This window comes from Streptomyces hirsutus, from assembly GCF_001418415.1.
Lineage (GTDB): Bacteria > Actinomycetota > Actinomycetes > Streptomycetales > Streptomycetaceae > Streptomyces > Streptomyces hirsutus.
In genome coordinates, this window is sequence record NZ_LIQT01000040.1 from 1 (window position 1) to 12,955 (window position 12,955).

Here is a 12,955-nt window from a genome sequence, read left to right on the forward strand (position 1 = left end):
ACGTAGGGGCCGTGGGAGCCGTGGGCGCCATGAGGGCCGTAGGGGCCCGGCCCCTGAGGGCTGTGCGGGCCCTGGGGGAGCTCCGGTGGCGGACAAGCCCCTTGGGGCTGCGGAGTGGGGTACTGGCCCTGGGGGTGCTGCCCCGGGGAGCCCTCGGGCTGCTGGGGCCCGGCGGGCGGGGGTATGGACACGGGTACCGTGCTCCTGGTTCTGCCGTGCTGCTGCGGGAGGTGCGTGCGCTGGGGCGGGCCGCCATGCGGCTCCGCGCATCGTAAGCGCGGCCGAACGGGGCAGTGGGGGGTACCCCTGTTCGGGCCGGACCGGGGCCGGCGCACCTTCCGCGCACACGCCTCGCCCCCGTGGCGGATGCCCGGATCACCGACCCGGAGCCCGACCACGAGGACGAGGCATGAGAGGAATGAGACGAAGGGCCGGGCACCTGCCCGCGGGCCGGCCCCGTCACATCAGAACTGCAGGGCCCAGCCGTTCAGTCGGCCCGTGTCCCGTGTCGCGGTGTCGGCGACCCGCAGCTTCCACGTGCCGTTCGCGGTCTCCGAGGAGGCGTTGACCGTGTACGTGGTCTTGATGTCGTCCGCGCTGCCGCCGGTGCCGGACGCCTTCAGCGTGTACGCCGTGCCGTCGGGGGCGATCAACTGGACCCGGAGGTCACCGATGTAGGTGTGGGTGATGTCCACCTCGACGCCCAGGGCGGAGGGCGCGTTGCCGGAGACGCCGGAGACGGCTATCGAGGTCTCGACGGTGGAGTTGTCGGCGATGGCGACGCTCTCGGTGCTCGCGAAGCGGTCACCGGTGGGCGGCGGGGTGGTGCCGCCCTGCCCGACCCGCAGCAGGAGGTTGGGCGAGCCGGTACCCGGGTTGCCGACGACTCCGCTGGTGGCGGCGGAGGTCAGCGCGGAGGAGACCTGGGCGGGGGTGGCCGAGGGGTTGGCGGCCAGGTGCAGGGCCGCCGCACCGGCGACGTGCGGGCTCGCCATGGACGTGCCCGAGATGGTGTTGGTGGCCGTGTTACCGGTGTGCCAGCTGGAGGTGATGGAGGAGCCCGGAGCGAAGATGTCCACCACCGAGCCGTAGTTGGAGTAGCTGGCGCGGGCGTCGGTGGAGGTGGTGGCGCCGACGGTGATCGCCTCGGTCACCCGGGCCGGGGACTTGGTGGAGGCGTTCGTGGACTCGTTGCCGGCCGCGACGACGAAGGTGATGCCCGCGTTGATCGCGTTGCGCACGGCCGCGTCGAGGACGCTGTCGGCGCCGCCGCCGAGGGACATGTTGGCGACGGCCGGCTTGACCGCGTTGCGCGCGACCCAGTCGATGCCGGCGACGACCCCGGCGGTGGTACCGGAACCGGCGTTGTTCAGCACGCGGACGCCGACGATGTCGGCCTTCTTGGCCACGCCGTAGGCGGTGCCCGCGACGGTGCCCGCGACGTGGGTGCCGTGGCCGTTGCCGTCCTGGGCGACGTTGTCGTTGTCGACGGCGTCGTAGCCGTGGGAGGCGCGGCCGCCGAAGTCGCTGTGCGAGATGTGGACGCCGGTGTCGATGATGTACGCCGTCACCCCCTGGCCGGCCGAGTCCGGGTAGGTGTACGAGCTGTTCAGCGGCAGGTTCGCCTGGTCGATGCGGTCCAGGCCCCAGGAGGGCGGGTTGGCCTGGGTGGCGGTGGTGTGGAAGGTGCGGTTCTGGACCACCGAGGCGACGGCCGGGTCGGCGGCGAGACGTTTCGCCTCGGCCTCGGAGGCCTCGATCTCGTACCCGTTGAGCGCCTTGGTGTAGGTCCGCTCGATCTCGGCGCCGTACTTCTTCGCCACGGCGCGGCCCTCGGCGGAGCCGGACTTCGCCCGATCCGCCTTCAGGGTCACGATGAAGCTGTCGCTGACGGCGTTCGCAGCGCTTTCGTACTGGATGGGGCCTTCGGCGGCGACCGGGGCAGCGCCGGCGGGGAGCGCGGAGACGAGGCCCGCCATGAGCGCCGCGCTGGTCGCGACGCCGAGGGTGGCCAGTCTTCGGTGGGGGTGACGCATCAACGCCATGTGAGGGTTCCTCCTCGGTCGGGGTGCGTTGCCGTGGGGTGGTGCTGTCGACGCACGTGCCGCGTGGGGGGCACAACCGGACATTAATGACGTGACCATGTCAATAGTCACGTCGGAACGACTACCTGCGTCAGTCGAAAGATTGAGGGGTCCACAGGAATCGCACAAGAGGGCCCACAGGAACGAAACAGCCCCGCCATGCGGACGACACGTTCACCGTCCCGCCGGCCTCCCCCGCCCGGGGAACCCGCGGAGCCGGGAGAACGACGTCGCCGGGACGGTGCGGCGAGCCGTGTACGACGCGAACGGCCGACCGGCCGCCGAGGGCACGGCGGCCGGTCGGCCGTTGTCGTGAGGGCGCGTCAGAAGCCGCCGCGCCGCTCTCCTTCGTGGTGGCGGGCAGAGCCCTACCCGGTCGCGTCCGGCGCCGTGACCGTCGTGAACGGCAGCACGAGCCGGGAGGGGTGCTCGGCGTCGCGGTAGATCTTGTGGGTGACGGGGCGGCCCACCGGCAGGTGGAAGGCGTCCGGCGGCAGCAGCGCGTTGTGCTCGTCGGCCAGCGGCTCGGCGTTGGAGAGCTCCGCGACCAGCTTGTGGCCCGGCAGGAACGTCGCGCCGAACGGGTAGACGCGCAGCACGTACTCCTCGATCCGCCCCGGCTCGACCGGCACCGCCCGGGTGTGCGGGTGGTGGGGGTCGCCCTCCGTGGTGCGCTCCTCGTCGAGCTCGCGGTGCGAGGCCTTGAGGTAGGCGGTCGTGATGAGCTGACGCCTGCCGTTCGGGGCCTCGTCCCACATGCGCAGGATGAAGTTCGTGTCGGGCTGGTCGATCTCCACGAAGAGGTGCGCCGCGCCCTGGCCGATCATCTCGGTGGGCTCGGTGAACGGAGCGGTGCTCCAGCTGAGGATCTCCACCTTGTCGGTCACCGTCAGCGGCGCCTGGTAGAAGCCGTCGGGGGCGGCGTACTCGGCGCCCATGAGCTCGGGCTCGAAGGACAGCTTGCGGCGCGGGCGCAGGTAGAGCGACGTGTACTCCACGTCCTTCGGCGGCCACTGCGCGCCGGTGACGGTCTCGCGCGAGCCCTCGACGTGGACGGTGACGGCGGGCTCGTCCATGATCCCGTTGTCGATGCCCTTGAGCCAGTACTCGTACCAGCGGAACATCTTGTCGTGCTCCTCGATGAAGGGGCGCGACTGCATCGGCGGGTAGGGGCCGATGTCGAGCTTCTTCGGGCCCTTCAGCGACTTGTACAGCTCGATGGTGCCGTCCATCGTCCAGCCGCGGCCCTGGTCGATCTGGAGCCAGACGGGGATGTCGATGTGGGGCGCGAGCGTGATCGGGTTGCGCTCCTCGTACCAGTCGCCGTCGACCTCGTTCATCACGATGTCGAACCAGGCCTCGTGGTTCTTCGGGTAGTTGAGCACATGGACCAGGTTGGGCCAGGCGGCCACGTCCGGGTCCCGCAGCCGCTCGGCGACCTTCTCCTTGATCTCCTCGGGGGAGAAGGTCTCGAGCATGCGGGACTTGACGCCGTCGGTGAAGGCCCAGCCGGAGTCGCCACCGCGGCCCTCACGGGCGGCACGCGGCATGAACCACATGACGCCGCCGTGGTAGGTGGTCTCATAGAAGTCGTAGTGACCGCCGCTGACGAAGATCGCCTTGAGGCTCGGCGGCCGCTCGGCCGCGGCCAGCACCTGCATCGAGCCGAAGTAGGAGATGCCGATCATGCCGACGTTGCCGTCGCACCACGGCTGCTGGGCGACCCACTCGATGAAGTCGTACGCGTCCTGCCCGAGGGAGACACCACCGGCGTTGTAGTTGCCGATGTGCTCGCCCTCGGAGGCGCCGGAGCCGCGCAGGTCGCCGATGACGTGGACGTAGTCCTCCTGGACGACGCGCGCGATGTCGCCGGCCTCGATGCAGCCGTCCCACATCGGGCTGGGGCGCCGCTGCGGCGGCGTGGTGAGCGCGAGGGCCTGCAGCTCCTTGCCGTAGGGGCTGAGCGCCACGAGCGCCGGACGCGGCTTGTCGTCGACGCCGCTGTAGGTGTCGGCCGCCAGCAGGACACCGTCGCGCATCGGCACTCGGAGATCCTTGCGGACGGCGATCTCCTGCCGGCCCGCCCGGATCGTCTGGAAGTCGGTCATGAGTGCGAAGCTCCTGTACTACGAGACTACGAGTTCTGGTGGTACTGCGTGCGATAGCCGTGCATCGACGTGAAGAACGGCGACGGCTCGAGCGTGGGGTCGCCGGTGTAGCCGAGCTCCTCGGCGGTACGGGCGAACGGGGAGTACGGCGAGGCCGTCTCCTGCAGGCCGGCCTCCAGGCAGCCGCAGGCGGCCGAGGCGACCCGGCCCTCGACGGCGAGGCTCTGCTCGATGGCCTCCCGGGCCTGCGCGGCGTCGAGTTCGACGCCGTACGGCGTGCCGTCGGCGCGGCGGTACGGGTGCCCGAGGTACAGGTGCCGCGGACGGACCTCGTCGCGCAGGTACTCCAGACTGGCGCGGTAGGCGACCGGGTCGGTGTAGCCGGGGAAGCCGTTGGCGGCCCCGTGGACCTGCACGGAGTCACCGACGAACACCGAGCGCTGCCCGTCGACGACGTAGGCGACCGATCCGGGTGTGTGGCCCGGTATCGAGTGCACCGAGACGGTGACGTCGCCGCCGAGGGAGAGGGTCTCGCCGCCCTTGACGAGCAGGGTGGGCTCCATCTCGCCGGAGATGACGGCGTTCGCGGCGGCCGTCGCCTTCGCCTCTCCCTCCGGGTCGCCCAGGTACCGGCCCCGTCCCGCGAGGTACTCCTCCACGTGGGCCCGCCGCGAGCGGAGCATCGGCGCGTCGGCCTCGTGGATCACCACCTGGGCCCGTCGGCCGGTGAGCTCCCACAGGGCGTACGCCCCGCCGACGTGGTCGATGTGACCGTGGGTCAGCAGGATCCAGCGCACGTCCTCGATCCGGCGCCCGATCGCCTCGAGGGCGGGAGCCATCCCTTCGGCGGGCGAGGAGCCGATCCCGGTGTCGACGACGGCCGGCTCGGGTGCGTCGATGAAGAAGCTGTAGAGACCGAACCGGCCCCACGGCGAGACCAGGGGATGGACGGGGGTTGCGTGCGTCATGGTCCTCTTTCCGAACTCGTACGCGGCCGGCCGGGTCAGCGCCGGCCGAGGAAGTCGCGCGTCTCCTCGAAGACCCTGTGGTACTCCGGGATCCAGGAGAAGTGCTGGACGAATCCGTGGCCGGCGCCCTCGTACCGGCTCACCGTCGCCTCCACGCCGGCCTCCCGCAGCCGTCGGCCGTAGAGCTCGCCCTCGTCGCGCATCGGGTCGTACTCCCCGGTGACGACGAGGGCCGGCGGCAGTCCGGTGAGGTCCGCCCGCTTGATCGGCGAGACGAGCGGGTCCGCGGGGTCGGCGCCGCTGTCGATGTAGAAGGCGTTGAAGGGCTTCAGCCCCGCCGTCTCCAGGCCGTAGCCCACGGCGTTCTCCCGCAGCGAGGCGTAGCGGTCGACGTCGAAGTCCAGGTCGAGCGAGGGGTAGTAGAGGATCTGGTGCGTGATCCGGTCGAAACCGTCGTCGTGCGCCTTGGCCGCGACCGCGGCGACGAAGGTGCCGCCGGAGCTGTCGCCGGCGAGGGCGAGGGTCGTGCCGTCCCAGGCCAGGTTCTCGCCCTGCTCGGCGACCCAGCGCACGACCGCGTAGCAGTCGTCGAGACCGGCGGGGAAGGCGGCCTCGGGCGCCAGGCGGTAGCCGACGGAGACGACCTTGAGCCCGGTCTCCTTCGCCAGCGAACGCGCGACGTGGTCGTGCGTGTTCAGGCTGCCGAGGAAGAACGCGCCGCCGTGGAAGTAGACCAGCACGCCGTGGCTGTCGGCCTCGACCGGCGTGTAGATCCGTACCGGTACCTCGCCCGACGCCGTCCGCGCGGTCACGTCCTCGACCGAGTGGAGCGGCAGGCGCTCCTCGAGGGGAGCGACGTGCGTCTCGTCCGCGGCGCGCATGGCGACCGGGTCGAGCGGGCCCTCGGGCGGGGTCGGCAGGCCGGCGAGGAACTTGGCGATCTCGGGGTGCAGGGGCATTCCGTTACTCCTTGGGTGCGGCGTCGGCGGGCTTCTGGCCCGGGAAGACGTCTTCGATCTCTTCTTCGGACCAGCCCTGGCGCGAGATGGCCTGCAGCTTGTCGGTCTCCGGCTTGCGGACGGCCTGGTAGCGGGCCAGCGCCTCCCGCACCGAGTCCGCCTCGCGCAGCGCGTCGGCCAGCGCGCCGGCGTCCTCGATCGCGGAGTTCGCGCCCTGGCCCTGGTGGTGCAGCATCGAGTGCGCCGCGTCGCCCACCAGCACCACACTGTCCGAGTGCCAGGTCTCGACCGGGTCGATGTCGTAGACCGCGCGGACGTTCACGCTCGCCATGTCCAGGCCGCGGGTGATGGCGACCAGGCGCTCGTCGAAGCCCTCCACCGTCGCCAGGACGTCGTCCCTGGTGACCTCGGGGCTCCAGGCGCCGTCCGGGCACAGCGCGGTGATGTCGAACGACACCTGGCCGCGGTGGCGCAGCGGCAGCAGGTAGACCTTGGTGCCCCTGCCGATGTACATCCGCAGGTTGTCGTCGGTGACCATGCCGTGCGCGTCGTCCACCGAGATCACCGCGCGGTAGGCGTGCTCGCCGGAGAAGACCGGGCCCTTTTCGCTGAACAGCTCTTGGCGCACCACCGACTTGATGCCGTCGGCGCCCACCACCAGGTCCGCCTCGACCGTCTTGCCGCCGGCGAAGGTCAGGACGGAGCGGTCGCCGTGGTCCCGGACGCTCTCCAGCTTGTGGCCCAGGTGCACCATGCCCTCGGGGAGCACGCCGAGGAGGGCCTCGATGAAGTCGCCGCGGTGGATCAGGTGGGTGCGGGTCTGCGCGCCGTCGGCCGGCCACGCCTCCTTCATGATCGGCTCGCCGGTGGCGGTGAGGATCTCGAAGTACTCGCTGGGCGAGGTCACCCTCGCGATCGCCTCGAAGACGCCCCACTGGCGGAACCGGTTCATGGTGGCGGGCCGCAGCCCGATCCCGGCGCCGACCTCCCGGATCTGGTTCGCCTGCTCGTAGACGTCGACCTCGGCGCCCAGCAGACTCAGGGCCTTGGCGGCCGCCGCGCCGCCGTATCCCGCACCGACGATGGCGATCTTCAGGTTTTTCAGTTCTGCGGTCTGCATGGTGGTTCTCTCTGATTCTGGAGGGTCAGGAAGACCTTGAAGGGTTGGAAAGACCGTGGGGGCCGGGAAGGCCGTGAGGGCCGGGAAGACCGTGGAGGGTCGGGAGGTTCCCGGAGGGCCGGGAGGGCTTCCGGAGGGTCAGGAGGACTTCCGAAGGGTCAGGAAGTCGGCCGGGTTGTCGACGAAGATCGTTTTGATCGCGGCCTCGTCGAGACCGGCGGCGCGGAGGTCCGGGATGAGGTCCTCGAAGATGTAGTTGACGGTGTGGCCCTTCACGCCCGGCCAGCCCAGGGGGCTGCAGTTGGCGTCGGCGGAGGCGAGGACCTGGTGCAGCCGGCCGTCGCCGATGAACCGGAGGAAGTGGTCCAGCCGCTCCTGGCGGGGGCGGGCCCAGAACGGCGGGTCCGGCAGCTCGGTCTCGTAGCCGAAGGTGTCGAAGCCGATGCGCCCGCCCTGCTCCGCGATCCAGACGTCGCGCGTCTTGTCGGCGTTCACGCCGTCGTCGACATGCCCGAACAGGACGCGGTCCAGGGGAAGACCCTCTTCGTTGAAGATCGCGATCGCGTTCTCGGCGTCGATCGCGAGGTGGGTCAGGATCGGCACGCCCGTGGTGAGCGAGGCGCGGGCGGCGGCCCGGTAGATGCGCTTGTCCAGGTCCGTCATACGGCCCCCGCGGCTCACCCCGACCTTGATGACACCGGCGAGGCTGCCGGTGTCGCCGATGCCGACGGTGATCTCGTGGACGAACTGGCGGGTCAGGTAGTCCACGTCGGCCCGGGCGAAGTGCGGCAGGGCGGTGTCCCCGCCGACGAAGCCGGTGCAGGCGACGATGTGGACGCCGGTCTTCGCGGACAGCGACTTGTAGTAGTCGACGTCACGGCCGTTGCAGATGCCGGTCGCGTCGACGAAGGTACCGCCGCCCAGCTCGTGGAACCTGCGCAGCTTCGGCACGGTCTCCTCGTACCGCTGCTCGGGGGTCTTCCACCACTTCGTGTCCAGCTCGGAGCCGGGCATGCCGTAGCCGATGTGCTCGTGGACGGCCACGAGACCCAGCTCCTCGGCCGGGATCTGCCCCAGAACGGTGTTCACTCTCGACACAACACTCACCTTTGAGAAAAGAGACTTGACGGTCGCTCGTGCCGGCGCTCAGCGCGCCGACAGCAGGTCGCGCGGGTTCTCCACGAGAATCCGCCGCGTGTCCTCGTCGCTGAGACCCCGTGCCTTCAGGAGCGGGACGAAGGTGGTCAGGACGTAGCTGTACAGCAGGTCGTTGCCGGAGTGGCCCTTGGCCACACCGGTCGCGCTGCTCGAGAGCAGGATCCGGTTGCCGAAGCCGGCCTGCACGAGCTCGGCGACCAGAACGGCACGCTCGTCATCGGTGAGGTGGGCGTCGTCCTGCGCACCGACGTGGTCCAAGGCCACATAGGCCCCGCGTCGGGCGATCTCGAGGGGCGCGTCGGCGGCGACGGCGTCCTTGCGGTCGAGTCCGCCGACGACGACGCGGTCAGCGGGCAGCTTCTCGTCCAGGACGACGTCAAGGTCGTGGAGGGCGTCGCTCCCGTAACGGATGGAGACCGCGACACCGGTGCTCAGCGCGGTCCGGGCCGCACCGCGGAACAGGCTCTCGTCGGTCGCGGTCATGCCGTCGGGGGTCGCGGTGGTGGCCACCAGGCCGGCGGCGCCGCGTCGCTCCACGCGGGGCACCACCATGCCCTCGGTGATCTCCTTGGTAAAGAGGTCGGCGAACTTCTCGGCCGGCCACGGCGTCGGCGGGTTGGTCTGCGGTGTCAGGAAGTAGCCGCCGAGCATCTCCTCGGGGCCCTGGCCCGTCGAGGCGACGATGTGGACGCCGGTCGTGCGGGAGAGGGCCTCGTACAACCGGACGTCCCGGCCGTGGAACATGCCGGTGCTGTCGACGACGGTGCCGCCGCCGTGGGCGCGGAAGTCCTTCAGCTTGGCGGCGAGCGTCTCGAAGATCTCGGCACGGTCGAGGGTGACGTCATAGGCGTACTCCGCGCCCGGGACCACCGACAGCAGCGCCTCGTGGACCGACACGACGCCCAGCTCCTCGGCTGCCACCGGGCCGAGGACGGTGTTCACAGTGTTGCTCTCGACGCTCATGCCTGCCTCACGTGTCCGGGGTGGGGTACGCCGCAGGGGCGCACCGCACCCTTGTGGCTGATGTCAAGGTAGCCATTCGCTTTACATGGCGTCAATGAAACTGACACCACGAAAAAACAATTCACGGAAGGCGGATCGAGCGTCCGACACAGCCCACCCACCCTGCGGCGACACCCCCGAAAGGCGGTCGGGCGTCACCCGCGCGGGCCCCCGTCGCGAGCACTCCATCCGGGCAAGATGCCCGAATTGTACTAATTCACACCGCCTGTTTCGCGAAGACGGCCGGGTCCGGTCCGGCCGGCCGTGGTCGACGGAGCGCGGGGCTGCTGAGGTACCGGCCGCGACGGCGTCCAGCCCCCGGGCGCCGCTTCCTCCAGCCGGCGTCGCAGCTCCGCCGGATCCGCCTCCCGGAAGAGGACGGCCGCGGCGCCCGCCTCTCGCAGGGCGGCCGCTTTGGACGCGCTGGTGAGCGCCACCACCCGCGCGCCGCGTGCGGCGGCGAGCTGGACCAGCACGAGTCCGACGCCGCCGGAAGCCCCGGTGACCAGCACCGTCTCCCCGCCGCTGATGCGGGAGCGCTCCAGCATGCCCATCGCCGTGCCGTAGGCCACCGGAAGGGCGGCGAGTTCCCGGTCCGAGGGGGAGGCGCTCATGTCGTGGACGCGGTCGGCGATGCCTCCCCGTTGCCTCCCCGTTCATGAGGATCGATCCGTTCACGCGCCCTCACACCCGGACCAGGGTGTGTAAGTGACAGGAGAGCGGACAAACGCGCGGAATGAGCAGCTACCCCGAGAGGATCACCCCGAGCGACAGCGGATTCCCGTCCGCGGTCTCCCGGTCCGGCCCGCCGCAGGGCGGGGCGCCGAGCGCGGGCCTGTCCCCGATGCAGCCACGGCGGGACGGCGACGGCAGCCTCGCTCACGTGGTGGAGACCCTGCTGGACAAGGGCCTCGTGCTCAACGCCGACATCATGGTCTCGGTGGCCGGGGTGGAACTGCTGGGCATCCGTCTGCGCGCGGCGCTGGCCTCTTTCGAGACGGCCGCCCGCTACGGGCTGGAGTTCCCGTCCGGCACGGACACGGAGACCGCCGCGTGGCGCGACACGCGCGAGGAGAAGGAGAGCTGCCCGGCCTGCGGCAAGCGCTCCCCGGTCGAGCAACTGCTGGAGAAGTGGTGCCCCTGGTGCGGGTGGCTCAGCGCGCAGGCCCGGATGCGGGACCTCCCCGAGCACACCCGGCCGGCGGTGACCGCGCGCGGGGAGGAGCCCGCCGACGACGAGAGCGACGAGAGCGACGAGGACCAGGACCGCCGGGCGGCCGAACCGGCCCCGGCCGAGGGCGAGGCGGAACGGCGTGACGGCTGACCTGTCCCCGATGCGCCCCACCCGGGACCCGCGGGTCACCCTGGACGACCTGCTGGAAGTCGTGCTGAACAAGGGCGCGGTCCTGCACCTGGACCTGATCGTCGCCGTGGCCGACATCCCGTTGATCGGCGTCTCCCTCCGGGCGGCCATCGCCGGGATGGAGACGATGCTGGAGTACGGGATGATGCGCCACTGGGACGAGGACACCCGCGCCTGGGCCGAGCGGTCCGTCGCCCGCCGCGCCCTCGACCTGAAGGAGGACGAGAACGTCGTCTGCCGGATGAGCGGCGGCCACCTCCTGACGGAGGGGCTCTACCACGGATGGCGGCCCGGCACCGTCTACCTCACCGACCGGCGCCTCGTCGTCCTGCGTGACGAACCACGGGAGATCCTGTGGGAGACCGCACTCGACGCCGTCGCCGCCGTGCGGCTCGAACCGGAGAGGACGGTCGGGGGCGAGGAACGGCTGCGCCTGGACGTGGCTCTGGCCGACGGCGGTCGGGAACGCCTCTCGGCCCGGGAGCCCGGAGAGCTGCACGCCCTCCTCACCGAGGCGTGCGCGGGCCGCGTGACGCCCGCCCTCCCCTTCACGTTCACGCCCTCCGCCGAGGAGGATCCGCCTCTCGCCGAGGGGCACCTGTGGTACCACGAGCCGCGCCGGGGCGGACCGTTGTGGCGCGGCGGCCAGGGACGGCTGACCGCCGACAGGCTGACGTGGAAGTCCCCCGTGGATTCCCGGCCGGCGCTCGTGCTGTCCACGGCGGACATCACCGCCGTGCGGCGGGTACCCGCGTACAGCCCTGCCGGGGAGGGCAGCGTCATCGCGGTCCGCACCACCGCGGGCGACGAGGTGCGGCTGGCCGCGGACGATCCGGCGGCCTGGACGGAACGGCTGCGCGCGACGGGGTCCATGGCGGGGCCCGTGGCGGGGCCCGTGGCGGCGGCCGGATGAGCGACCGAGCACGACAGCAGGAGGAGGGAGAGCCGACATGCCGTTGACCGTCGACGAGAAGAGCCTCAAACACGGGGTGCTGTCCTTGGTGGTCACCTTGGTGGAGGTCATCCAGGAGGCGCTGGACCGCCAGGCGCTGCGCCGCATGAACGGCCACGACCTGACCCCCCAGGAGGCCGAACGCCTGGCGAACGCCCTGCTGGAACTGGACGAGGCGATGGAGCAGATCAAGGAGGACCACGGCATCGTCTCCTCGGTCGCCGACCTGCACAGGGGACTGGACGAAGTGGTCGACGACGTCGTGGACAAGCTGATCAACCCGCAGCGCTGGGCGGAGGAGGCGGACCGATGACCGAGGACACGGCGTTGTACGTGTACGCACTGCTCCCGGACCGGCCCGACGCGGCCGACGGTGTCACCGGGATCGACGGTCGCCCCCTGCGGCTGGTGCGCGTTCCCGGCACCTCCGTCGCGGCACTGGTGCACGACGCCGCGCCGGCCCCCCTCGAGGGCAGCGACGACCAGGTGCGCCGCTGGGTGGAGGAGCAGAGCCGGGCGGTGGACACCGTGTGGGAACGCACCGGCAGCATCCTGCCGATGACCTTCAACGTCCTGGTCGCCGACGAACCGTCACCCGAGGACCGGCCCGCGGCCGGGCGGAGCGCCGAACGGCGCCTGACGGAGTGGGTCACCGAGCAGGCGGCGGACATCGGGGGCCAGTTGGAGGACCTGGCCGGCCGGTGCGAACTGCGGGTCGACATCACCGTGGACCGTACGGCCGCCACCGCGGGCGACGCGGGAGAGGACGCACCGGAGGGCGGGCCGGACGGCTTGTCGCCCGGCATGCGCAGACTGATGGCCAAGCAGCGGGAGCACCGGGCCCGCAACGCGGCCGGACAGCTCGCCGACACCCTGCACGCCGAGATCAGGCACCGGCTGCTGTCCCTCGCCGAGGACTACCGCGACCGCGGCCCCACCCACCGCGTCACGGGCGAGACGGACGTCCTGTGCGCCGCCCTGCTCGTCCGGCGGGAGGACATCGACACCGTCGGCACCGTCCTGACCGAACTGCGGGCCCGGCAGCCCGCCGTCCGCATCCGCTTCCTGGGCCCCTGGCCCCCGTACTCCTTCATCGACACCCGCCACCGCGCCCGGACGGAGGAAATGGCCCCCTGAGCGGCCGTGAACGAACTGATCCTTGCCGGTGCTCGGCGCTGCGGTGGGGACATCCTGCCTGAAGTGACGGCCGTCGGCGGCCGGGGGACCGGGGGCCGGGGGAC

The 12,955-nt window shown here is 71.3% G+C and carries 11 protein-coding genes and 2 pseudogenes; 4 read left to right on the forward strand and 9 right to left on the reverse strand.

All coding sequences use genetic code 11. From position 1 onward, the window contains the following. The 9 genes and pseudogenes from AOK11_RS43785 to AOK11_RS03150 all read right to left on the reverse strand — a co-directional run. Window positions 1-191: pseudogene (locus AOK11_RS43785) on the reverse strand (DUF4190 domain-containing protein); the annotation flags it as partial. 273 nt (window positions 192-464) lie between these two features. Continuing rightward, window positions 465-2,045, reverse strand: a complete 1,581-nt coding sequence (locus tag AOK11_RS03115; RefSeq protein WP_055592074.1) for a S8 family peptidase — start codon at window positions 2,043-2,045, stop codon at window positions 465-467. 407 nt (window positions 2,046-2,452) lie between these two features. After that, a complete protein-coding gene (locus AOK11_RS03120; protein WP_055592075.1) occupies window positions 2,453-4,192 on the reverse strand; it encodes a CocE/NonD family hydrolase in 1,740 nt (579 codons plus the stop codon). A 26-nt stretch (window positions 4,193-4,218) separates the two neighbouring features. Next, window positions 4,219-5,160: an MBL fold metallo-hydrolase gene (locus tag AOK11_RS03125; protein ID WP_055592076.1), complete on the reverse strand. Its 942-nt coding sequence runs from the start codon at window positions 5,158-5,160 to the stop codon at window positions 4,219-4,221. 35 nt (window positions 5,161-5,195) lie between these two features. Beyond that, complete coding sequence (locus AOK11_RS03130) at window positions 5,196-6,119, reverse strand: alpha/beta hydrolase (protein WP_055592077.1); 924 nt, start codon at window positions 6,117-6,119, stop codon at window positions 5,196-5,198. Between the two features lie 4 nt (window positions 6,120-6,123). Then, complete coding sequence (locus tag AOK11_RS03135) at window positions 6,124-7,239, reverse strand: FAD-dependent oxidoreductase (protein WP_055592078.1); 1,116 nt, start codon at window positions 7,237-7,239, stop codon at window positions 6,124-6,126. A gap of 138 nt (window positions 7,240-7,377) precedes the next feature. Then, entirely contained in the window at window positions 7,378-8,328 is a 951-nt protein-coding gene (locus tag AOK11_RS03140) for a phosphotriesterase family protein (RefSeq protein ID WP_240497199.1), read from the reverse strand. Window positions 8,329-8,385: 57 nt separating this feature from the next. Beyond that, entirely contained in the window at window positions 8,386-9,360 is a 975-nt protein-coding gene (locus AOK11_RS03145) for a phosphotriesterase family protein (protein ID WP_055592080.1), read from the reverse strand. A 353-nt stretch (window positions 9,361-9,713) separates the two neighbouring features. Further along, window positions 9,714-10,031, reverse strand: a pseudogene (locus tag AOK11_RS03150) (NAD-dependent epimerase/dehydratase family protein); the annotation flags it as partial. A gap of 104 nt (window positions 10,032-10,135) precedes the next feature. Between AOK11_RS03150 and AOK11_RS46100 the strand changes: the two are divergent. The 4 genes from AOK11_RS46100 to AOK11_RS03170 are packed head-to-tail and all read left to right on the forward strand — an operon-like array spanning window position 10,136 to window position 12,851. Next, window positions 10,136-10,723 carry a gas vesicle protein gene (locus tag AOK11_RS46100; RefSeq protein ID WP_276204790.1) on the forward strand — a complete coding sequence of 196 codons (588 nt, stop codon included), beginning with the start codon at window positions 10,136-10,138 and terminating at the stop codon, window positions 10,721-10,723. Next, entirely contained in the window at window positions 10,713-11,675 is a 963-nt protein-coding gene (locus tag AOK11_RS03160) for a gas vesicle protein (RefSeq protein WP_240497200.1), read from the forward strand. The genes AOK11_RS46100 and AOK11_RS03160 overlap by 11 nt, the downstream gene beginning before the upstream one ends. Window positions 11,676-11,712: 37 nt before the next feature. Continuing rightward, window positions 11,713-12,027, forward strand: a complete 315-nt coding sequence (locus AOK11_RS03165) for a gas vesicle protein K (protein ID WP_055592082.1) — start codon at window positions 11,713-11,715, stop codon at window positions 12,025-12,027. Beyond that, window positions 12,024-12,851: a GvpL/GvpF family gas vesicle protein gene (locus tag AOK11_RS03170; RefSeq protein ID WP_055592083.1), complete on the forward strand. Its 828-nt coding sequence runs from the start codon at window positions 12,024-12,026 to the stop codon at window positions 12,849-12,851. Before AOK11_RS03165 ends, AOK11_RS03170 begins: the two co-directional genes overlap by 4 nt. Window positions 12,852-12,955 lie beyond the last annotated feature (104 nt).

Bases quoted from the DNA above. Each gene is read 5' to 3' on its own strand.
- AOK11_RS03115 (WP_055592074.1), bottom strand. From the start codon at position 2,045: ATGGCGTTGATGCGTCACCCCCACCGAAGACTGGCCACCCTCGGCGTC.
- AOK11_RS03120 (WP_055592075.1), bottom strand. From the start codon at position 4,192: ATGACCGACTTCCAGACGATCCGGGCGGGCCGGCAGGAGATCGCCGTC.
- AOK11_RS03125 (WP_055592076.1), bottom strand. From the start codon at position 5,160: ATGACGCACGCAACCCCCGTCCATCCCCTGGTCTCGCCGTGGGGCCGG.
- AOK11_RS46100 (WP_276204790.1), top strand. From the start codon at position 10,136: ATGAGCAGCTACCCCGAGAGGATCACCCCGAGCGACAGCGGATTCCCG.
- AOK11_RS03165 (WP_055592082.1), top strand. From the start codon at position 11,713: ATGCCGTTGACCGTCGACGAGAAGAGCCTCAAACACGGGGTGCTGTCC.
- AOK11_RS03170 (WP_055592083.1), top strand. From the start codon at position 12,024: ATGACCGAGGACACGGCGTTGTACGTGTACGCACTGCTCCCGGACCGG.
- AOK11_RS03130 (WP_055592077.1), bottom strand. From the start codon at position 6,119: ATGCCCCTGCACCCCGAGATCGCCAAGTTCCTCGCCGGCCTGCCGACC.
- AOK11_RS03145 (WP_055592080.1), bottom strand. From the start codon at position 9,360: ATGAGCGTCGAGAGCAACACTGTGAACACCGTCCTCGGCCCGGTGGCA.
- AOK11_RS03135 (WP_055592078.1), bottom strand. From the start codon at position 7,239: ATGCAGACCGCAGAACTGAAAAACCTGAAGATCGCCATCGTCGGTGCG.